Annotated in this window: 19 protein-coding genes, 4 pseudogenes and 1 other annotated feature; of the genes and pseudogenes, 15 read left to right on the top strand and 8 right to left on the bottom strand. The window is 39.5% G+C overall.

The window, feature by feature from the left end; all coding sequences use genetic code 11:
- Window positions 1–110: 110 nt before the first annotated feature.
- Window positions 111–1241 (top strand): IS30 family transposase, encoded by a 1131-nt coding sequence (locus tag SH603_RS11195; protein WP_321533965.1) that lies wholly within the window; start codon window positions 111–113, stop codon window positions 1239–1241.
- 47 nt (window positions 1242–1288) lie between these two features.
- On the opposite strand, the gene SH603_RS11190 is transcribed toward SH603_RS11195, so the two are convergent.
- Both SH603_RS11190 and hpt read right to left on the bottom strand, forming a co-directional pair.
- A complete protein-coding gene (locus SH603_RS11190) occupies window positions 1289–1939 on the bottom strand; it encodes an MgtC/SapB family protein (RefSeq protein ID WP_321534236.1) in 651 nt (216 codons plus the stop codon).
- Window positions 1940–2096: 157 nt separating this feature from the next.
- Window positions 2097–2633: a hypoxanthine phosphoribosyltransferase gene (hpt, locus tag SH603_RS11185; protein ID WP_169471488.1), complete on the bottom strand. Its 537-nt coding sequence runs from the start codon at window positions 2631–2633 to the stop codon at window positions 2097–2099.
- Window positions 2634–2848: 215 nt separating this feature from the next.
- Here hpt and SH603_RS11180 point away from each other — a divergent pair.
- Window positions 2849–3865, top strand: a pseudogene (locus SH603_RS11180) (serine hydrolase domain-containing protein).
- A gap of 58 nt (window positions 3866–3923) precedes the next feature.
- Here the strand turns inward: SH603_RS11180 and SH603_RS11175 are convergent.
- Together SH603_RS11175 and SH603_RS11170 are read right to left on the bottom strand one after the other, a co-directional pair.
- Entirely contained in the window at window positions 3924–4250 is a 327-nt protein-coding gene (locus SH603_RS11175; RefSeq protein ID WP_169471490.1) for an antibiotic biosynthesis monooxygenase family protein, read from the bottom strand.
- Window positions 4251–4269: 19 nt separating this feature from the next.
- Window positions 4270–4764 carry a prolyl-tRNA synthetase associated domain-containing protein gene (locus tag SH603_RS11170; RefSeq protein ID WP_169471491.1) on the bottom strand — a complete coding sequence of 165 codons (495 nt, stop codon included), beginning with the start codon at window positions 4762–4764 and terminating at the stop codon, window positions 4270–4272.
- A gap of 368 nt (window positions 4765–5132) precedes the next feature.
- Between SH603_RS11170 and SH603_RS11165 the strand changes: the two genes are divergently transcribed.
- The 3 genes from SH603_RS11165 to SH603_RS11155 all read left to right on the top strand — a co-directional run bounded on the left by SH603_RS11165 (window position 5133) and on the right by SH603_RS11155 (window position 7199).
- Window positions 5133–6515: an ISLre2-like element ISLre2 family transposase gene (locus SH603_RS11165; RefSeq protein ID WP_191994606.1), complete on the top strand. Its 1383-nt coding sequence runs from the start codon at window positions 5133–5135 to the stop codon at window positions 6513–6515.
- A 107-nt stretch (window positions 6516–6622) separates the two neighbouring features.
- The gene (locus SH603_RS11160) at window positions 6623–6883 is read left to right on the top strand and encodes a type II toxin-antitoxin system RelB/DinJ family antitoxin (RefSeq protein WP_225436784.1); all 261 of its coding nucleotides are present in this window, start codon (window positions 6623–6625) and stop codon (window positions 6881–6883) included.
- On the top strand, window positions 6873–7199 hold the full coding sequence (locus SH603_RS11155; protein WP_321533964.1) for a MazF family toxin-antitoxin system: 327 nt from the start codon (window positions 6873–6875) through the stop codon (window positions 7197–7199). Before SH603_RS11160 ends, SH603_RS11155 begins: the two co-directional genes overlap by 11 nt.
- 118 nt (window positions 7200–7317) lie before the next feature.
- Here SH603_RS11155 and SH603_RS11150 read toward each other — a convergent pair whose 3' ends face one another.
- Complete coding sequence (locus SH603_RS11150) at window positions 7318–7995, bottom strand: dihydrofolate reductase family protein (RefSeq protein WP_321533963.1); 678 nt, start codon at window positions 7993–7995, stop codon at window positions 7318–7320.
- Window positions 7996–8360: 365 nt separating this feature from the next.
- On the opposite strand from SH603_RS11150, the gene SH603_RS11145 reads away from it, so the two are divergent.
- Both SH603_RS11145 and SH603_RS11140 read left to right on the top strand, forming a co-directional pair.
- Entirely contained in the window at window positions 8361–9041 is a 681-nt protein-coding gene (locus SH603_RS11145; protein WP_321533962.1) for a response regulator transcription factor, read from the top strand.
- Window positions 9038–10279: a sensor histidine kinase gene (locus SH603_RS11140; protein ID WP_225436787.1), complete on the top strand. Its 1242-nt coding sequence runs from the start codon at window positions 9038–9040 to the stop codon at window positions 10277–10279. Before SH603_RS11145 ends, SH603_RS11140 begins: the two co-directional genes overlap by 4 nt.
- Here SH603_RS11140 and SH603_RS11135 read toward each other — a convergent pair.
- Window positions 10216–10536, bottom strand: a complete 321-nt coding sequence (locus SH603_RS11135) for a carboxymuconolactone decarboxylase family protein (protein WP_169473013.1) — start codon at window positions 10534–10536, stop codon at window positions 10216–10218. The two genes, SH603_RS11140 and SH603_RS11135, sit on opposite strands and share 64 nt — an antisense overlap.
- Window positions 10537–10728: 192 nt before the next feature.
- On the opposite strand from SH603_RS11135, the pseudogene SH603_RS11130 reads away from it, so the two are divergent.
- Both SH603_RS11130 and SH603_RS11125 read left to right on the top strand, forming a co-directional pair.
- Window positions 10729–10926: pseudogene (locus SH603_RS11130) on the top strand (aldo/keto reductase); the annotation flags it as partial.
- A 102-nt stretch (window positions 10927–11028) separates the two neighbouring features.
- Entirely contained in the window at window positions 11029–11514 is a 486-nt protein-coding gene (locus SH603_RS11125) for a flavodoxin (RefSeq protein ID WP_019254122.1), read from the top strand.
- Window positions 11515–11571: 57 nt separating this feature from the next.
- On the opposite strand, the pseudogene SH603_RS11120 reads toward SH603_RS11125, so the two are convergent.
- Window positions 11572–12441, bottom strand: a pseudogene (locus tag SH603_RS11120) (LysR family transcriptional regulator).
- A gap of 117 nt (window positions 12442–12558) precedes the next feature.
- Here SH603_RS11120 and SH603_RS11115 point away from each other — a divergent pair.
- From SH603_RS11115 to SH603_RS11090, 6 genes and pseudogenes are all read left to right on the top strand, one after another.
- Window positions 12559–13156 (top strand): annotated as a pseudogene (locus SH603_RS11115) (sugar O-acetyltransferase).
- Between the two features lie 90 nt (window positions 13157–13246).
- Window positions 13247–14113 carry an alpha/beta hydrolase gene (locus tag SH603_RS11110; RefSeq protein ID WP_169471177.1) on the top strand — a complete coding sequence of 289 codons (867 nt, stop codon included), beginning with the start codon at window positions 13247–13249 and terminating at the stop codon, window positions 14111–14113.
- Window positions 14114–14236: 123 nt separating this feature from the next.
- Window positions 14237–14469: a binding site (T-box leader), on the top strand.
- A gap of 179 nt (window positions 14470–14648) precedes the next feature.
- On the top strand, window positions 14649–15461 hold the full coding sequence (locus tag SH603_RS11105) for a 2-keto-4-pentenoate hydratase (protein ID WP_019254126.1): 813 nt from the start codon (window positions 14649–14651) through the stop codon (window positions 15459–15461).
- A gap of 50 nt (window positions 15462–15511) precedes the next feature.
- A complete protein-coding gene (locus SH603_RS11100; protein WP_169473015.1) occupies window positions 15512–16462 on the top strand; it encodes an L-lactate dehydrogenase in 951 nt (316 codons plus the stop codon).
- Between the two features lie 48 nt (window positions 16463–16510).
- Window positions 16511–17704 (top strand): PLP-dependent aminotransferase family protein, encoded by a 1194-nt coding sequence (locus SH603_RS11095; RefSeq protein WP_321533961.1) that lies wholly within the window; start codon window positions 16511–16513, stop codon window positions 17702–17704.
- A gap of 162 nt (window positions 17705–17866) precedes the next feature.
- The gene (locus tag SH603_RS11090; RefSeq protein ID WP_169471175.1) at window positions 17867–18868 is read left to right on the top strand and encodes a DUF1002 domain-containing protein; all 1002 of its coding nucleotides are present in this window, start codon (window positions 17867–17869) and stop codon (window positions 18866–18868) included.
- Between the two features lie 203 nt (window positions 18869–19071).
- On the opposite strand, the gene SH603_RS11085 is transcribed toward SH603_RS11090, so the two are convergent.
- Window positions 19072–20061 (bottom strand): asparaginase, encoded by a 990-nt coding sequence (locus SH603_RS11085; protein ID WP_169471174.1) that lies wholly within the window; start codon window positions 20059–20061, stop codon window positions 19072–19074.
- Window positions 20062–20067: the final 6 nt, after the last annotated feature.

The raw sequence follows: 20067 nt of genomic DNA, 5'->3' as shown, positions 1-20067 counted from the left end.
TTATAGAATGAAGTTAGCCACCCAGTTGGTGGTAAATAAAAAACGCCATTCGGCGTGACATCAGGTATCATATTAAGTGAACCAAACCTATATGAAAGGATGTCCGTCAAATGACGCACTTAAATGATACCATGTCTACTAGTTTATTGACTACTCATAAAAAGAATGCTCATCTTACTAAAGAAGAACGTGTGATGATTGCGACTTTAAAGTCGCAAGGACTTTCCAATCGCGCAATTGGTCGCCAATTAGGAGTTAATCATCAAACAATTAATAACGAGCTCAACCGTGGTACGGTCCGCCAACTTCGTCGTCAAAAATCTAATGGTAAGATTTACGAATATTCTTACTACATCTATAGTTATGAAGCTGGTCAGGCCACATATCTTGAACATCACCGCCATTCTGGTCGTCGTCGCTTATATTATTCTTCAAAGCAATTTTTACGATTAGCTGATCAGCTAATGCTTGGTGAGTTTGACGACCACCATTACTCCCCACAAGCGGTTATTTATAAGGCTCGAGATTTAATGAATGATGGCACCCTGATCCCAAAGTCGGTTGTAACTTTATATCAATGGATTAATGAGGGTGTGCTTCGTACGTCCAATTTAGACCTCTTTGAAAAACCTAAACGTAAGCATCATCGAACTCATCCGCAAGCTAAAAGGTGCTTAGGGCCTAATATTGCTCAACGACCTCAAACTGCGGACCAACGGTCCGAAATTGGCCATTGGGAACTAGATACAGTTCAGGGACAGAAAAACGGTAATGACAGTGTTGTACTAGTAATGACTGATCGCCCTTCACGAGTTAATATCACGAGTAAAATTGCTGGTAAAACTGCGCATGCAGTAAATCAGTTCTTTATAAATTTACGCCAGAAAATGGGCACAGATGCTTACTATCGCATCTTTAAGACAATAACCTCTGACAACGGTTCAGAATTTAGTGAGTTAACACAAGTTCACGATCATGTTTTCTATGCTGATCCGTATTCCCCTTGGGAACGTGGATCCAATGAGATCAATAACCGGTTTCTCCGCAAGGAGATTACCAAAGGTGAAGCTATAAATAACTATAGTAGTGCTCAGATCATAGCGACTAATGATTGGATGAATCACTATCCACGAGCTATGTTTAATGGACATTCGTCAATGGATATCTATCGTAAGGCCTTCTACCAAGAGATATTACAGCTCCATCAACCAATAATCAATTGGTCAGTATTATTTATTTGAGTCCAGTGGCTAACTTATTCTTGAAATTTAGGTCACTTCCTATGTTTTTATTCTAGCTCAACTTTTTTAATGTTGCCCAGCTCAGTAAGGTCAGTAAAGACGTTTTCTGATTTGAAGCCAGATCTTAATTCACCATAAAGTTGACAGGAGATTTTTCCGTCTCCGTAATCATAGATCGAGTATTTGAGCGGAACTTCAAAATATTTTTTGTTTAACTGATTAATAGGTGTATGCAAATCATCAGTATTTCCTTCTAATTGAATAAAGCAGGAGAATCCTTTACCTCGCCTAAGTGCAAACTGATCTAGATATTTTCCAATAACTTCTGCTAAAAGAACGCAACAAGTACCAATAATCCCAATACTGTATAAACCACTACCATAGGCAAGACCGATTGCGCCGGTAACCCAAATTCCAGCTGCCGTAGTTAAACCATCGATTATTTCATCGTGACGATTAATGATTGTCCCAGCGCCTAAAAAACCAATCCCGCTAACAACTTGAGCGGCAATCCGTGATGGGTCAACGTTCCAATTGCTATGGGTAATTTTCATTAAATCGAAAAATCCGTATTTTGAAATGATCATGACCATTGCTGCCCCCACCGCAATTAAGGCATGGGTCCGAATTCCAGCCATTTTAGCCTTACTTTTTCGCTCAAACCCAATGATTCCACCACATAAGGCAGCCATGAGCATTCGTAAACACCAGTCAAGCCTAAGCAACGATTACCCCTCCTTTACCAAAAATCAATTATTATCAATTTTATTAGCCTAACTGTACTATATCGCGTTTAGATGTTTAAATCCAAAAAGAAAGCTGAAAGAAATAACATTTTCTCTCAGCCTTTAACTATTATTCATATACGGAACGCTTTAACACACCGACAAATGGCAGGTTTCGGTAAAGGCCATTAAAGTCTAGGCCATATCCGACAATAAATTCGTTTGGAACTTTAAAACCAACGTAATCAGCTTCAACATCAACTTCACGACGGTCCGGTTTATCGAGTAAGGAACAAATCTCAATACTCTTCGCGCCACGATCAGCGAAAAGACCAGCGAGATACTTTAATGTATGACCAGTATCAATAATGTCTTCCATAATAATAACTGGTCGACCATTAATATCGTGGGAAAGATCTTGAATTAATTTAACTTTTCCAGTGGATTCTGAACTTTCTTCGTAACTAGAGACGTCGACATAATCAACGTTTAATTTGAAGTTAAGGCGCTTCATCATTTCGCTAGTGAAAATCATTGCCCCTGTCATTACGGAAACTAAAACTGGAAATTCATCTTGATATTTTTCAGTAAGTGTATTGGCAAGTTCATCTAAGCGTTGATTGACTTGATCTTGAGTATATAAAACTTTTTTGACGTCGTTATTCATTCTAGCTCTCCCTTGATAATGTTCGTTATTTACGAACTATTTTTTACAGTTTTTATTTATTGACGTTAGAATTTTAACATAAATCGAATGAATTTAAAGTGCTTTAGTGAGAAAAATCAGATTTTTGTTCTGCTTTGTAAGATGAGGGATAAAATTTGTATAATACAGGTAGATATTTTTTTGAAAATGGATGCCTGGAAGGGATACTTATAATTATGAAAAAAGTTAACTTATATATTTTTTTGACGCTCTGTTCCTTTGCCATCTTCTTATTGACCACGCCATCAAAGGTAAAGGCAGAAGTAGTTGACAAACAAACGCAACACCAACTTCAAGATTATATGAAGAACCATCATATTAATGGAGTGATGCTAGTTAATGGCAAAGATGGGAAGCCAGTTGTCATTGAGAATAATGAAACCACAAATAAAGATCAAATCGTAAAGGCGGATCGACTATTTCCCACGGCATCGCTTCAAAAGATTGTAACGGGAACCGCTGTTTACCAATTAAAACAAAAAAAGCAATTAGCTTGGGACACTTCGCTAAGTAAGTATTACCCACAGATTGATGGCAGTAAAGAGATTACAATTCGGGAATTAATGAACCATACTAGTGGCTTGATTAATAATGATCGTCCATTTGAACCACTTAGAGGCCAAAAAGCCCAAATTGCTTATATGTTTAAACATCTCAAGTATGATCATACACACATGGGATTATCAAGATGTTGATTATGAAATATTGGCAGCCATTGTTAGTAAGCGAGCACATTTAAGCTATAATGCATATATTCAAAAAAATTTTGCTAAACCGCTCCATCTTCACCAAATTAAAGATTTTTCTGAGGTTTCAAAAAAAGAAATTCCGCAACCAATGGATCCAACAGTTGATTGGCACCGGATAACGGTAACGACCTCCTCAGACTTTGGGCAGGGAACCTATTTATATCGCCAAACGACTACTGGAAGTTTGTATATAATGAAGTGCTGAAAGATCCAAAAATGATTAATGAATACTACCAACAGGCGCAGCATCAAGAAGTTGCCTATTTTGGCGGAGTCTACTTTGATGGGGATGTAATCCGGGCTAACGGTAGTATCCCCGGATATAACTCTTGTTTTGTGGCTGATTACAAGACAAAGCGGATGATTATGCTCTTTTCTAATAATATCGATTATTTGAAGTTGAAAGCTGCCTCAGATGATATTTTGCATAACTACATGGAATAGTAAAAATTCTCTAAGTCTTTAGCAAACCAAAGGATTTAGAGAATTTTTTTGATGTTATTTATTTGCGTAAGAATTTATCGTCTTTGTCTGGCAAATCTTCGGGGATAAAGCGTTCTGCGCGCATGTGTAAATTATATTTTTCACGCAATTTAGCTAGTTCTGCCATCATCGGTGAATCATGATCAGCGTCTAATGCTTCTTGACTTTCCCAAGTATCAATCAAAAGGATCGTGTGCGGATCATCAAGTGGTTGAAAGTATTCATATTTTAGATTACCAGGTTGCTGGCGAATTTTATCAGCGATTCCCCGCTTTTCCATTTCCTGGGCAAACTTTTTGGCATTATCACCTTCACCAGTGTAGTAAAGATTCATTGTAAAACTCATGGTTATTCCTCCTATTTTTCTATAGATCAATAATTTCTGGTTCAAAATCAATTTGCTTAAGAAATTTGAACAGGTCATCTGTCTTAATAAAAATTGTATGAGTATTTTCATTAGGATGGAAGGTCTGAATTGGTTCGTCGACAATATCCTTGTCAAAATATACTTTTACATTATGAGCTTCATCATTCAGCAGGCCAAATGGTGAAACAATTCCTGGTGCTAAGCCAAGCTGTTCTTGCAGATATTCCGGTCGAGCCATTGAAACCCTTTTAGCTCCAGTTAGGGCCATGAATTTATGAAAGTCCATTGGTTTTTTATCATCCATAATAACCATATAGAAATTCTTTTTCTTACCTTTCAGAAACATGGTTTTAGTGCGAACACCTTCATGACCAGCGATATATGCATCAGCTTCTTCGGTGGTGTGAGCAGCAGGGTGATCAATCACAGTATAGTCGGTTATGCCAAATTTCTTCAGTGCATCTTTAACTTGCTGATAAGTTCCTGATGTCATAATTTTGCTCCTTAATTAAATCCTTTGCCATGAAGCGTTTACATTAATTATAAAGCAAATTAAGCAATTAAATGAGTTTTATTACAAACTAGCGACAATAAAGATGATCGTTTTTGAAGATCGTCTGTAAAACCTGTTTCAATTAATACTAGGGATCGAACTTAATACCTTTATGGAAGCAATTTTAATCGAAGCCTTTGTTACTTAGTAGAAAATGTCATAGGTTAGTGTAAGATTTTCATAGGTTGGATGAATAATTCATCTGGTCGTGGAAATCTTTTTTGTAGACCAATTTACTTATTTACAAAAAAAGAAAAGACCAGTAGCCTTTAGTGTGTCGAATACTAAGCAAAGGCAGGTCTTTCCTCATGGATATTTTAACAGAAATCGAGCAGAATTTGGTGAAATCAGGCAGTTTATTTGAAGCTGAACAGATTATTTTAAAAGGGGTATTGGAGTTAGGACAAGTAATCATGCAAAACTTTTTGGAAAGCTTAGATCGAAGCTTAAAGTCCCAAGCTCCAGCGAACTATCAAGTAATCAATAAACAGCCACGGACGCTTAACTTTATCTTTGGCCCGGTGACTTTTCAACGACGGTATTATCAGGTTGGGACAAAGAAACGTGAATTTTACTTAGACCAACAATTAAAAATTAAACCACGTCGTCGTTTATCGCCACACTACTTAATGATGATGGCTAAGATTGCCCAAACAACTACAATGCGCAATACTGCCGACATTTTGAACCTTGTATTTGACAGCGGAATTACTGCCGATTCGGTAATGCACGCCGTGCATGAGTTAGGAAATCAGGTAGCTAAACAAACTCAAGCAAAAGAACACCAAGCTACTCCTCGCCATATGCCTAAAAATTTAACTATTGAGGGTGATGCCTTTATGATTAAAGGCAAAAAAGAAGCAGGTCAGCTGACTCTTGTGCACCATTATCGGGTTTATGAGCGAGTAGCTAATCAAATCATTAATCGGCATGACTTTCTCAGTGTTGGGCACCAAGGACGGCTTGAAGCACGACTAAGTGATTATTTAGACCGCCATTATAAGCTTGCCGGTCAAACGATCTTTTTGGCCAGTGACGCTGGCCCAGGTTACGAACCAGCTAAGCTATTAAGTCTAGTTCCTCAAGGTGCACATGGTGAATACTTTCTCGACCGCTATCATTGCTTACAGAAAATTGAACATACTTTAGGTCATCACAACGAATTAGCTATGCGAGCAATTAAAGCGGTTCGCCATCATGATCAAGCAGAGCTAACGATAATTTTAGATACTTATGAATCACAAAACTTAACAGAAAAACAAGCAGACGAACTAATGCGTTTAAGAAAATATCTACAGCGAAATTGGCGGTATATCCTCTCGCCACAAATGCGTGGATTTAAGGATATTCATTTAATCGGTTCAGTCGAAAGTTCTCACCGGGCTTTTACTTACCGGATGAAGAAACAGGGCAAGTCGTGGACTGAGCAGGGGGCTAAGGCCATGATTGGTTTAATTGAAGCCCGAATGAATGGTGAACTGCAAGCTAGTTTAAATACGATCCTAGAACAATTAACAGTTCTTCCTCGAGTGGCTCAAACCAGCCTATTACAGGAAATGCATATTCGAACTGGAGAGTTTCTAAGAAAAGCACCGACAAAGCCGTCAATTGGAGCAGTACAAGGAATAATTCCGATTAACACGGCCACAAGTAGACCAATGGGACAACTTTTTAAGGCACTAACCCACTAAAACTGTATATTTAAAGGCTACCTATGAAAACTTGACAGATACATGTCATAGTGATCATTATTATTTATAATCATAATATGTTATTATGTGATTATGAGGTGATTATAATGAGTTCGAAAGTTCAAGTAAACATTGATCCAGAATTAAAACAGTCAGCGGAAAATATTATAAAAGAAATTGGTTTAACCCCAACCGCTGTAATAAATGGAATGTATAAACAAATAGTTGCCACAGGGAAAATACCTCTTAGTTTTTCTTTGACATCAAAACAAAGGGCGGAATTGGAGTTAAGAGAAGTATCTAAGAAAGTTCCAGTTCGAGAAGTTAAGACAAAAGAGGAACTTGAGGAATTTTTTAATGAGGACTAATCAAATTTATACTGCTTATGTATCTTGGGGTTTAGATGGGAAAAGGCGTCCAGTTTTGATCGTAGAAGATAAAAGTAAAAATGTCTTTTGCTATAGAATAACAAGCAAATACAAAAACAAATCTGAGAGAATTAAGAAAAATTATTTTCCTCTTATGGATTGGAAAATAGAAGGACTTGATAAGCAGTCATATGTTGATGTGGGAGATATTATTAAGCCTTCAAAAGAACATGTATCTTTTAGGCTTATTGGAGAATTGTCAATACGTGATATTGAAGCGCTGATAGAATTTATTCGCAATCGATATGAGATATAAAGACAAAAACGTCGCAGAAAAATTCTGTGGCGTTTTGTTTTGCAACTTGCGAAGAAATTAAAGCAAAAACGCATAGAATCACAGTAAATTACCACGACCCTATGCGTTCAAATTTCAGTTACTTAACTAAATACCGCAGCCAAACAGCACCATCATCAAAACTTTTAACATCTTTTAATTGCAGAGCGATTGGATTACTGCTCTCTGGACGGCCATCAAAAAGACTTGGCTGACCAGTTCGCCCATCGGCACCAGCACCAATTAAAATACTAATTTCATCAACTAATCCTGCTTCTAGGAAACCGCCATTGATTTTTCCGCCACCAACAATTGCTAAACGGTCAATATTGAACTCATCAGCAAGGATTTCCATCGTTTTAGCCAGGTCGATTTGATCTTTCCCAGCCGTAATCCATGAAATGTTTTGGATGTTGAGGTAATCAAGGTAATCTTTCGTAACTTGTTCACTCGTAATAATGAGCTGAGGGAAGTTATTGCCATTTTCCTTGCCCCATTGTAAAGTTCCCTTAGTATCGACAATGATATTATAACTATTAGCTGTCGCATTTTTAGCAAAGGCAGTTTTACCGAGTATTTCTTTGTTTTGTGGATTGAATTTCCCACCATGTGTCAATTCAGTTTCTGCAGTCACGTGATCACTAATTTTAGTAGGAACATTTAAACTATCCAACGTAGAATAGTATTCAGGTTCGCCAGCTAATTGGGTCGTCATTCCACAGTCAATTCGTCCATTAACTGATGTCATCATATGAACGATAATATATGGTTTGTTCATTTATAAAGCCTCTCTAATATCTAATTCCATCATAGGGTAAGGAGGTTGTTATTTGAAATACTATGTAAAAAATGAGTAACTGATTAAGGGTAATAATGAGGTAGCTAGAAACTATAATTGCAATTTTATCTTTTTCGTTGATATTTATAGGGAAATACATCCTAATGACAAGGTTAGTATTCATGACTTTTATGTAAAGGAGGGTGTTTCCGTTAATAGATGAATTAACGGTTGTTGCTCATTTCCTTAATGATTTATATCAACTTGAACAAGAATTTTAAAAGTTTCATATGAAACTTTTTTTACCTTCAATTACCATAAAACAGCTAAAATAGAATACAAGACAAGCGATTGGAGGATTAAAAATGGATAAGGCTGTAATTTTGTTAGTTGAAGACGAAGAAAGTCTTGCTAGTTTCTTGATAACCGAGCTAGAACTTGAAGGTTATGAGGTCATCTGGGCAAAGGATGGACGCGAGGCCCTAGCAATATTCAAAGAAAAAGAAATAACCTTGATTTTATTAGATTGGATGCTCCCCGTTTACGATGGGCTAACTGTTTTCCGGCGAATTCGTCAATCAAGCAATGTGCCGATTATTATGATTACCGCCCGTAGCCAAACTTCTGATATTAGCATGGCACTTGACCAAGGATTAGATGATTATATTACTAAACCATTTGAAATAGAGGAACTCTTAGCTCGAATTAGGGTTGCTTTACGACGGCTAGGTCAAGAAAAAGTAGACAAGCTTGACTACCATTTTGGACCATTTGAAATAAACTTACTGAAACATCAATTTATGGTGGATGGGAAACAGGTGCATTTAACCCCGAAAGAATTTTCCCTCATGGCGACCCTCATTAAAGAACCCGGAGTAGTCCAAACCCGTGATGACCTGCTTAACGAAATATGGGGTTATGATTTTGACGGCCAGACCAATACGGTCGATGTCTATATCCGGGCTTTACGCAATAAGTTAGGGAAATATCGTGACTCCATTAAAACGGTGCGGGGGATTGGGTATATGTTAGGTGATGAACAATGAAAACCACACGAGCAGTAACTGCAGCGCGGCAATTAACCCGTCTTTTTTTAATGCTATTTGCAATTATTTTGGTAGTTATTAATCTGCTCTTTGTGGTTACAGCTACTAACCTAATCTATCGTTATGCTGATGATCAGGCAGAAGAAGTAATTGAGACCATTGAAAAAGACTGGCCCGAAAATCAAAATCGGGAAACTTTTTTGAATGCGTATGTTGCGCGGCAAGATGATGATGCAATCGAGATTACTGATGGAGAACGGAGATATACCTCGCCCAAAGCGCGTAAAATTTTTAAGCGCATTGACCACCGCAAGTTAGCCCTTAAAAATCTACAGTTAACCCGTCATGGGGTCTATTATCTACGGCAGGAAAAGGTCCATCATCATCGCACCGTGAAAGTAGCAATTAATGTTGATGATTTAATCAAATTAACGGGTTGGTTGCTGATAGTGACCCTGTTAATCAACCTGGTAATAAGCATCGTGGCTCTCCCCATCATTCGTCGCTTGGCACACCGGTGGACCCAGCCCCTGACAAATTTGAGTGCTGAGATCGATGCAATCACGCCCCAAAGTGATCGATTGCAGACTTTGACGGTCCCTAAACAGCCGTTAGAGGTACACAAAGTTGCGCAGTCCTTTAATCAATTATTAGGCCGGCAGTATCAGGTAATGCAACGAGAAAAAGAATTTATTGCGAATGCCTCTCATGAGTTAAAGACCCCCCTTGCCGGAATTCTGGGACATGTAAACTTAATCAGAAGGCACGGGGATAAACATCCAGAATTAATTGCTAAGTCATTAAGGTATATTGGCCAAGAAGCGCAACGAATGAGTCAATTAATAAATGAGCTGTTGATCTTAGAAGGACATCAAACGAAAAAGTTAACCGAAATCAACTTATCACAAGTTGTTCTCGCAGAAGTTAAATCCCTTCAAGGGGCATATCACCAAAAGATTATTACCGATTTAGACCCAGAGCTATCTTATCGGATAACCACCGAAGATTTTCAAAGTCTTGTTCATAATCTCTTAGAAAACGCGGCCAAATATTCACCTCCTGATTCAACGATTAATGTCCAATTAACGGCGGATGATCACCAAATAATATTAAGCGTCGCCGATCAAGGGCAGGGAATTGCTAGGGAAAATCGGGAAAAAGTTTTCGAAAGATTTTACCGTGAAGATGAATCACACTCTAATAAGGTTGCTGGTTCAGGGATTGGCCAGCCGACGTAAAAGGCCAATTGCGTAATTATTTCTGCAATCTCCTCTTTGGTAATGCCGTTGTTCTTAGCGGCTTGCATGTGGTAAGGGGGTTGCTCAAAGGATCCCTTGGTAATTGAAGCCGTAACTGTTAGCAGACTCCGATCACGAAGGCTTAATTCCTTTTCCCGTGACCAAACCTGTCCGAATAATACATCATCATTTAATTCTGCAAATTTAGGGGCGAAATCACCAAGTTGGTTGCGACCAGCAGTTTGTTTCTTTGCCATGAAAATCTTCCTTTCTCAACTAGTATTTTTGATTACTCTTACTATAAGCCGAGATAGATAAAATGGAAAATACTTATATTAAGTAGGTAATAATGCGAAAAGTGAATAATTATAAATGGTTTGTCCTCATTAAATTGAAACTTAGTGTTAAATGTATAGTGTTAAAATTAAAACCAGTTATAAAGACGTTGAGAAGGAATTGAGGTCTTTCCTAAGTCTGTTCACGAAGCACGGATTAAGAGCAACCTTGATATTTTTGACTTTGAGCTAATGGATGAAGAAATGGACCAGATCCGTGCGCTGGATAAGGGGAAGGGAATACATATCCCAGATGCGCCAGGGGTTGGTGAGAGGTTATTAAATGTGTATGATCTTCATGCTACTGATTAATACTTTTAAAGCATAGATAAGGATTGATTATAAGCATTTTTCATCATTGCTTTTTTACATTAAAATTTATACAGCATTTTAAGGTGGAGGAGGCTCTCAATAATGGCAAAGACCCTTGTTTTATACTATTCCGCAACTAACACTACGAAGAGGATTGCAGAACAAGTTGCGCAAAAGCTAAACGCTGAGATAGCAGAAATTCATCCGGCACAAGCGTATACCGTGGCTGATCTTAATTGGCATGATGAAAGTAGTCGGACAACAGTTGAACAACACGAGCACAATCGCCGTGTTGATATTAAGGATGATTTACCAGATATTACTAACTACGATAATATTGTTATTGGTCATCCGATTTGGTGGGCAATTCCACCGCGGATGATTAGTACGGTGATTGATCATCTTGATTTAAACGGGAAGAATTTAGCACTATTTGCTACTTCTGGTGGGACAAACTATGAGCGTTCACAAAGTTATGTTGAACGTACTATCGATGAAAATGGCTATGATACTAAGGTCAACCAAGGAGCAATCTTAAATAACCCACGTCAAATTGATGGTTGGATTGACTCGCTTAACTTTGAATAGAGAAAAGCGCTGAGACTGGGAAATCCAGTTAATCAGCGCTTTTTGTAATGATAAGACTCATTGCACTTCCTTTAAATAGTTCAAGAAAACCTGTGCAACGTTAGATAATTGACGGTTTTTATTCCAAATCAGATTATTTTGATCTGTAACAGTAGGAGTTAAGGGACGAAAGACAAGGTCGGTCTCCGATATATTGATCAAATTTTCGTAAGTTAGGGCAACTCACGCTCCCGTTTCCACTAATAAACGAGCATTAAAAATTAAATTATACTAGCCAATGAAATTAAACTGATCGATCAGTGAACCGGCCCAACTTCTAAAAACGTCTTGTTGTTTTAATTGCGCTGACGTTAGTATTGGCAGGCCAATTAGATCTTGCGGAGTAATCTTTTCCTTTTCTGCAATCGGCTGATCTTTTCGGACTAAGATTCCCCAGATATTCTTTTGCGGCAAACTAATAGAATGATAATTTAGGAGTTTTTCTGGTCCCATTATGATTCCAAAATCCAAGGTACCGTTATTTAAGCGCTGGTAGATCAGGTCACTATCACCACTTACTAAGTTAATCTTAATATCTGTATACTTTTTGATAATATCACCAATTACGGTCATTACTGGCTGAATAGCTGCACTTTCTCCTGCACCAATATCTAATGTTCCGCTAATGACATTTTGTGATTGCAGGTCGGTTTCAGTTTTGTCAACGAGACCAGTAATCTCTTGTGCCCGTTCATATAAATAATAGCCTTCTTGGGTAAGTTTGATTTGCCGGTGTCCTCGTTCAAATAAAGTAATCCCCAGTTCCTTTTCAAGATCCATTAATTGTCGTGATAGTGTCGGTTGAGAAATATGTAATCTTTTAGCGGCATTTGAAATGTTCTTTTCTTGGACTACTTCAATAAAATATCTCAGTACACGGACTTCCATTTTGATCACTCCAATATGCTTTTTAACTATAGTATGTCATTAAATATAAGTATTTAACATTATTATAAAAACTCGCTAAGATATAAACAATAATTTCAGGCAAAAAGAGGGATGAAAATGAAGGAGATTCAAAAAGAAGAACTTGCTGCAATCAGGGACATGGCTTTAAAAAATCAAGACTTGCTTCAACAATTGAATAGCCGCCCAGCATCGCAAAAAGAAATTCACCACGTCCTTAATGATGTAACTGGTCAAAAAATAGATGACTCTGTTGGAATTCGCTTACCGATCCGTAGTGATTACGGAGCTAACCTGAAAATTGGGAAACAAGTATTTATCAACAGTGGTGCGATGTTTACTGACCTTGGCGGAATTGAATTAGCAGATAAGGTTTTAGTCGGACCCAATGTAACAATTATTTCGGTAAATCATCCCCTTGATCCAGAAAAACGCCATGGGGTTGAATTAAAATCAATCCTTATTAAGGCTGGGTGCAAACGCGACAATCTTACCAGGTGTTACGGTTGAAGAGAATGCGGTGGTGGCCGCGGCAGCAGTTGTTAGTAAAGATGTTTCTGCTAATACTGTTGTTGCAGGTGTTCCTGCTAAAGTAATTAAAAAATCGGAGGAGAATAATATGTCATTTGGATACATTACATCATTATCAGCAAACGTAGAACGGCAAAGGATTACTTTAAAAATCGTTAGGGCTTAAAATTAGCCGGTGACCTTGATGATCGGGATGTTTAAATACCATTTAAGCATTAAGCAGCTCAAACAATTCTTTGATGCAAAGGAAGATTAGATGAAAAAGTATTATCAGTTATTATTAGGACTTAGTGCCATTTTTGTTGGTTTATTAGGAATAAGTTCGCGCGTTCGTGCGGTGACCCACTATGTGCAATCCGCGACCCCGACGATTTTTGTGCATGGCTGGGGGAGCAGTTCTCATGCCGAAGAAAAAATGGCTAATGCGGCCCGTGATGCCGGTGTAACCAAGACAATTGTGCGAGCGAATGTTGACAAAAAAGGGAAGGTAACTTTTAACCGCCCAATTCCCGCAAATGCCGTTAATCCTATTGTGGAAGTCAACCTTGAAGATAATAAATTAAGTGCATATCGAGATAATTACACGCAAGGTTATCATCATGGTGGTGAATATGTAAAAAATGTGGTATTAGCTTTAGAAAAACAACACCATTATAAGCAAATTAACCTTGTGGGCCATTCAATGGGAGACTTGGAAATTATCAATTATATTAATGACAATGTAAATGATAAAAGCTTTCCGCAAGTAGCCCACTTAGTAGCGATTGCTGGACACTATAATGGACTGGTAGGGCAAAGTGAGACGCAAAATGCTAAGATAAATCCAAAGACCGGCGAACCAGAGAAAATGGACTCTGCCTACCGCGAATTACTTGGTTTACGGCAGACCTTTCCGAAAAATACAGCCGTGTTAAATATTTATGGGGATGTTGGGGATGGTAGTCACTCGGACGAAGATGTACCGGTAAATTCTGCTAAATCATTAAAGTATTTAGTCAGTGATCGTGCAAAATCATATCGCGAAGTTGAAATTCATGGAAAGAATGCCCAGCACAGTAAGCTCCACAATAACAGTCAAGTAAACCGTGAATTGATTAAATTCTTGTGGGAAGAGTCAAATTAGTTGATACTGTGCATATTTTGCGAATAATGATCCATGGCAATGTTGTTTTTAATGATTTTCTAATTTAACTCTTGTTTTTCTCATTTTCACGTGATATTCTACTAATAATCAATTAAGAGAAATTAAAAAACGTTGACCGAGAATCGTCAATTCTGCTGAATTAAGAGAGCCGGTGGTTGGTGGAAACCGGTAGGAGGTAGTTGCGACAAATCCCTCGCGAGTTGTATGCCGAAATAATAGTAGAACATACTGGTAGCAGCCATTATCTTGCCGATTAATTGCCATTGTGGGCAGTTGATTGAGGCAACCCTTGTGTTGTAAATAAAGGTGGTACCACGTTGATAGACGTCCTTTTAGTTCTTAATAGAGCTAGGAGGGCGTTTTTTATTAGACATATTTAAAGGTGGTGGTGGTCATGGCAGACAGTGATATTTCAGACATTATTAACATTGAAGAAAAATTAGAACATGACCTGACCGGCTTAGACCGATAATTAATTTGGTAACAGCGGTCAGGTCCTAAGGAGGATATTATTATGACTGCAAATAAAAACGTTACCTTAAATGAAGAACAAGAAGCTTTTGCTCAAGAACTTTTCCAAGCTTATCAAAGCAAGAAACCACTGGTAATGGATGAATGGGCAGAGGTCGTTAGCGATGATAATACAGCTTATGCCCTTCAAGATCGTTTCGTTGAATTAAAGGGACTCCCAACTGGCGGGTATAAAGTTTCCTTAACTAGTAAGAAAACCCAGGACATGTTTGATTCTGATAGTCCGCTCTATGGACAACAAGTTGATGCCCACTTCTTACCATCACCTGCCGTTCTCTCTCTTAAAGAACAAACGATGGCTCCGTTAGTGGAAGTTGAACTCGGCTTCCGTGCTAAAACTGACTTGCACGCCAGTGACTCGATGGAAGATTTATTACATAAGACTACTGTCTGCGGCACGCTGGAAGTACCTGATAGTCGTTTTGCTGACTGGTTCCCAGATCTAAATAAATTCAGTGTCATGAGTGATTGTGCTGTTGGTGGGTATGTAGTATATGGTCAAGAACGACCAACCGATGAGGTGTTTAAGACCGTTGATGATGCAGCAAATGTAAACGTCACCCTTTACCACGATGGCAAAGAAGTGGATAGTGGGGCGTCAAGTGAAGTGCTTGGCAACCCATTAAAGTCATTGCAATGGCTAGTCAGAAAGCTTGAAGAACAAGGGAAGACATTCCGCGCAGGGCAGCTAGTATCATCAGGTACTTTCCTCTTACCACCACATTTAACTGCCGGCAAGTGGGAAGCCAAATTTGATAATGGCTTCGGCACTGTGAGTGTGGACGTGACCGACTAGAATTAATTGTTTTACATAGTTGTGCAATAAAAGAGAAAGGGAGTTTTATTATGACGAGAAAAGTAGCAGTAGTCGGAATGGGTCACGTTGGGGCAACGGTAGCGCACTATTTAGTTGCTGGTGGCTTTGTCGATGACCTCGCATTATTTGATACTAATGAAGCTAAGGTGCAAGCGGATGCTTTGGACTTACGAGATGCAATGGCCAATTTGCCTTACCATACTAACCTGACTGTTAATGATGAAAGCCAATTGCGTGATTGTGATGTGGTCGTGTCAGCCCTAGGGAAATCAAAGTTGGTTGATACGCCAGATCATGATCGCTTTGCTGAATTTAAGTTTACGCGGACCCAAGTGCCCTTGGTAGCGAAGATGTTAGTAGACAATGGATTTCACGGTAAGTTAGTTGATGTTACTAACCCTTGTGATGTGATTACCTCAATGTACCAAAAATTAACGGGATTACCAAAAGAACACGTGATGGGGACGGGGACCTTACTCGACTCTGCACGGATGCGGGCCCGGGTTGGTGAAGCGTTGAAAGTTGATTCACGCTCTGTTGTTGGTTTTAATCTTGGGGAACATGGCAATTCGCAATTTACGGCATGGTCGACAGTCCGCGTTCTGGGGAAACCGGTCACTGAACTAGTAAAAGAACGGGGATTAAAGCTTTCTGAGCTAGAAGAACGTGCTCGTCAAGGAGGCTACCTCGTATATCAAGGGAAGAAATACACTAATTATGGTGTTGCCACGGCAGCAGTCCGGTTAACCAACGCATTATTGAATGATGCGCGAACTGAAATGCCAGTTTCTAATTATCGTGAAGAATACGGCACGTACCTTTCATATCCAGCTGTCGTTGGCCGTGACGGGGTAGTGGAGCAGCTGCATCTGGACTTGACGCCGGAAGAAGAAGCAAAACTAGCAACATCCGCAACATACATCAAAGAACGATTGAAAAAAGAAGAAGAGCGAGCAAACCAGCTAGCTCAGGCAGAATAGATTGATAACGTTAATGCCATGTGACATCTATTACGAGGAGTGACGACAATGACCAAGTTTAATTTTTCCAAACGCGTGCCAGCAGATGGAACAGATGCAGTCGGTGTAATCTTAAAAGCAGCAGCGGATCCAAAGATTATTTCTTTTGCTGGAGGATTGCCGGCGCCTGAGCTTTTCCCTGTCAAAGCGATGAAAGAAGCTGTTGACCAGGTGTTTGCTGAACGTGGTCAAGAAGTAATGCAGTATGGAGCTGCTAAAGGGGTGACAGCCCTCCGTGAATTGGTTCTCCAACGTGTCAAAGAAAAAGAAAACGTGACCGGGCAGCTAGACAATGTGTTGATGACGACAGGTTCAGAACAAGCTCTTGACTTAGTCGGAAAGGCCTTTGTTAATCCTGGTGATACCGTACTGGTCGAACAGCCAACTTATCTTTGTGCTCTTGATGTCTTTAAATCATATGGTGCCAACTTTGTAGGGGTAGAAATGGATGAAGCGGGGATGAAGATGGATGCCCTAGAAGAAGCATTAAAGGCTCATCCGGAAGCTAAGCTGGTTTACACCGTGCCAAACTTTCAAAATCCAACTGGCCGAACCATGGCACTAAAGCGACGGGAAAAGCTGGCCGAACTAGCCGCTAAATATGATGTTTATGTGTTAGAGGATAATCCTTATGGTGAAATTCGTTTTAAGGGGCAGCATGTGCCAGCAGTTAAGTCGTTTGACAGAACCGGACACGTTTTCTATATGGGGACTTTTTCCAAGACGCTTGCTCCTGGTTTCCGTTTAGGATGGGTGGTAGCCGATGAAGCTGTTGTTAATAAGCTGACGGTACTGAAACAGTCTACAGACTTGCATACAGATAACTTAGCCCAGTATGCCGTGGTAGAATTTCTGAAGCATAACGACCTTGATGCACATGTCAAGCAAATTAGTGACCTGTATGGGCAACGCAAAGCACTAATGACAGAAGGGCTAGAGAAATACTTCCCCCAAGGTGTTAAATATTCTGATCCAGAAGGCGGAATGTTCCTATGGGTTGAAGTACCCGGAGTAGAAGATACTGTTGAGCTTTTTAAGCAATGTCTGGAACATAACGTGGCCTTTGTACCAGGTGACCCATTTTATGCAGGTGAACCACAGCCCGGTGCCTTCCGGTTGAACTACTCCAATGCTCAGGAAGACCAGATCAAGGCAGGAATGAAGCAACTCGGTGAAGCTCTGCAAGACGAGAGAGAGAATTAACGGCCAAGCCAAGTTATGTTATGACTAAGCGCCTTTCTGCTCCCGCCCAATCCACTGGCGTAATAATTAAACTGCGGTAAAGAAAATAAAATCCGCTAGTATTTTGGCGGATTTTTCTTTATCATTAACATAAATTTAATTTGCCTTAAAAGGAGTAAAAAAGTGCGCTCAAATAAGTTAACCAAAATCATTATTACCTCTACTCTCGCACTATCTTTATTAGCAGTGCCAGTTAGCCAGGCCACAGTTTTGGCGGCTGAGACAACTAGTGAAAGTACGAGCAACAGTTCAACTACTCAGACCCATACGCTAAATAAATCATATGTTGTATATGGAGCGGGGGCTGCCGAGAAGAATGAATTAAATAATGTACTAGCAGTCGATGATAATTTTACAACGTTAACCGCTACTGCCAGTGATTATCAGAAGTATATCAATCCGAATGGTTCGACAACTAACGCCGCCATGGTTAGTTCGGTAGCAATTGTCCCCACCGATCCAGGCTCGGGGATTAAAGTTAATGTAAAAAAGTTTAATGGTGAGGATAATATTACTAAAGTAACTGCCCAACAGTACGCTATGGTTGCGCAAATGGCGGGGGTTACGGATGTTACTATCACCGTTAGCGCTAACCGGGCCGTTTCTGGGGAGTCAGCTTTAACCGGAGTCTATAAAGCAATTGCGGCAGATGGAGTTAGTTTAAATGAGCAAAATACTCAATCTGCTAACCAAATGTTGACCGCAACAAATGGGGCAATTGAAGCTAATAAGGACGATAGTAAATATCCTGGTAAGTTGATGGCTGCGGTTGGTGATACCACTAAGGAAATTAACCAACAAAAGAAACAAGGAACTACCCCAACGCAAAATCAAATTCAAGTAATCTTTAATCGGAAACTTGAAAAGCGAAACATTTACAATGAAACAAAGAATCATGAACAACCAATTATCAATGCGCTTGTTCAGTTTAATAATGCTCCAATTAGTTCAAGTAAAGACTATAGCTCGCACGTAACTGATACGATTAATAATGTAAAGAATTCATCAGGAGATATGATGAATAAGGCGAAAAAATTCTTGAATTCTCAAGACGGGCAGGCAGTTAAGCAACAAGCTCAGTCTTGGTGGACCCAGTTTGTTAACTGGATCCGTAGCTGGTTTTAATTGACGTAAAAAATAAGAGGCTGAGAAAAAACTTTTGTTTTCAACAGCCTCGTTTTTTATACGAATCTTGTTACGATATCGTGGAAATTAACTACAAGGCTCGAGGCTAAGTACGAACGATATCAGCCCGTGCCGTGCTAATCATCGTTCTATCCTTAGCCCACCGCCTTGTCTAGGAAGTTAATTTCCACTCCCTTATTCGTTTAGTCTAAAGTTACTTCACCAGCAACATCGGTATTGAAGAAGTCTGCAATTTCTTTAACATCCATCCCTTGACCAAGACCCCACATTAATTTAGTGATGGCACTTTCGGAAGTCATGTCGCGGGCGCTGATTGCTCCTTCTAGTAGTGCAAGTCGTCCGACCTCGTATTTTGTTAGGTCGCTTCGTTCATAAAGACACTGACTAGAAGTAATAATTGGAATACCGTTTTGGATTAATTCACCAACTGCAGCGACCATATTTCGCCGAATCGAGGTCATTCCTCCGAGACCATACGCTTCAATCACAATTCCGTGACAGCCATTTTTAGTCATTGCATGGAGCAAGGCAGGATCAAATCCTGGGAAGAGCTTTACCAGTGAAACATGAGTATCGATCTTAGTATTTAATTGACTTTTACCAGGTTGGGGATGCCGGTGATCCCTAATGGAAAAGCCGTCTGAAGTAACTTCTCCTACTGGTGGGACATTCACACTTTCGAAGGCATCGAAGGCGGTTGTTCGAACTTTAACACTCCGACAGCCACGCATTACTTTACGATTAAAAGCAATATAGACTCCTGGCTCGCAGTTAGCAGCGGCTGCAAAGGCAAGTCGTAAGTTATCAGGGGCATCACTAAGAATCACATTCATAGGAACTTGGCTTCCAGTTAGTACAACAGGAATATTAATATGTTGAAGCATGAAAGTCAGCATCGAAGCAGTATAAGCCATCGTATCTGTCCCATGTGAAACGACTATTCCATCATATTCGTTACGATGATCATAGATCGCTTCGGCAATAATTTTCCATTCTTCTGGCTGGATATTAGATGAATCTAATTCGAGAATATCACGAACAGTAATGTCATATTCCAGCCGACCAAGCATTTTGATTAATTCTTCGCCAGATTCGCCTGGAGCTAGTCCTTCATCAGAGACAACCGAGGCAATAGTTCCACCGGTTGAAAGGAGTAATAATTTTTTCGTCATTTTTAG

Origin of the sequence: Limosilactobacillus reuteri (assembly GCF_034259105.1) — a bacterium.
Classification (GTDB): domain Bacteria; phylum Bacillota; class Bacilli; order Lactobacillales; family Lactobacillaceae; genus Limosilactobacillus; species Limosilactobacillus reuteri_G.
The sequence above is the reverse complement of the archived record's forward strand: the minus strand, read 5'-3'. Positions and strand labels throughout refer to the sequence as shown.

What these genes read in the sequence shown, in the direction of transcription:
- SH603_RS11195 (WP_321533965.1), top strand. Translation starts at nt 111, where the DNA reads ATGACGCACTTAAATGATACCATGTCTACTAGTTTATTGACTACTCAT.
- SH603_RS11190 (WP_321534236.1), bottom strand. Translation starts at nt 1,939, where the DNA reads ATGCTCATGGCTGCCTTATGTGGTGGAATCATTGGGTTTGAGCGAAAA.
- hpt (WP_169471488.1), bottom strand. Translation starts at nt 2,633, where the DNA reads ATGAATAACGACGTCAAAAAAGTTTTATATACTCAAGATCAAGTCAAT.
- SH603_RS11175 (WP_169471490.1), bottom strand. Translation starts at nt 4,250, where the DNA reads ATGAGTTTTACAATGAATCTTTACTACACTGGTGAAGGTGATAATGCC.
- SH603_RS11170 (WP_169471491.1), bottom strand. Translation starts at nt 4,764, where the DNA reads ATGACATCAGGAACTTATCAGCAAGTTAAAGATGCACTGAAGAAATTT.
- SH603_RS11165 (WP_191994606.1), top strand. Translation starts at nt 5,133, where the DNA reads ATGGATATTTTAACAGAAATCGAGCAGAATTTGGTGAAATCAGGCAGT.
- SH603_RS11160 (WP_225436784.1), top strand. Translation starts at nt 6,623, where the DNA reads ATGAGTTCGAAAGTTCAAGTAAACATTGATCCAGAATTAAAACAGTCA.
- SH603_RS11155 (WP_321533964.1), top strand. Translation starts at nt 6,873, where the DNA reads ATGAGGACTAATCAAATTTATACTGCTTATGTATCTTGGGGTTTAGAT.
- SH603_RS11150 (WP_321533963.1), bottom strand. Translation starts at nt 7,995, where the DNA reads ATGAACAAACCATATATTATCGTTCATATGATGACATCAGTTAATGGA.
- SH603_RS11145 (WP_321533962.1), top strand. Translation starts at nt 8,361, where the DNA reads ATGGATAAGGCTGTAATTTTGTTAGTTGAAGACGAAGAAAGTCTTGCT.
- SH603_RS11140 (WP_225436787.1), top strand. Translation starts at nt 9,038, where the DNA reads ATGAAAACCACACGAGCAGTAACTGCAGCGCGGCAATTAACCCGTCTT.
- SH603_RS11135 (WP_169473013.1), bottom strand. Translation starts at nt 10,536, where the DNA reads ATGGCAAAGAAACAAACTGCTGGTCGCAACCAACTTGGTGATTTCGCC.
- SH603_RS11125 (WP_019254122.1), top strand. Translation starts at nt 11,029, where the DNA reads ATGGCAAAGACCCTTGTTTTATACTATTCCGCAACTAACACTACGAAG.
- SH603_RS11110 (WP_169471177.1), top strand. Translation starts at nt 13,247, where the DNA reads ATGAAAAAGTATTATCAGTTATTATTAGGACTTAGTGCCATTTTTGTT.
- SH603_RS11105 (WP_019254126.1), top strand. Translation starts at nt 14,649, where the DNA reads ATGACTGCAAATAAAAACGTTACCTTAAATGAAGAACAAGAAGCTTTT.
- SH603_RS11100 (WP_169473015.1), top strand. Translation starts at nt 15,512, where the DNA reads ATGACGAGAAAAGTAGCAGTAGTCGGAATGGGTCACGTTGGGGCAACG.
- SH603_RS11095 (WP_321533961.1), top strand. Translation starts at nt 16,511, where the DNA reads ATGACCAAGTTTAATTTTTCCAAACGCGTGCCAGCAGATGGAACAGAT.
- SH603_RS11085 (WP_169471174.1), bottom strand. Translation starts at nt 20,061, where the DNA reads ATGACGAAAAAATTATTACTCCTTTCAACCGGTGGAACTATTGCCTCG.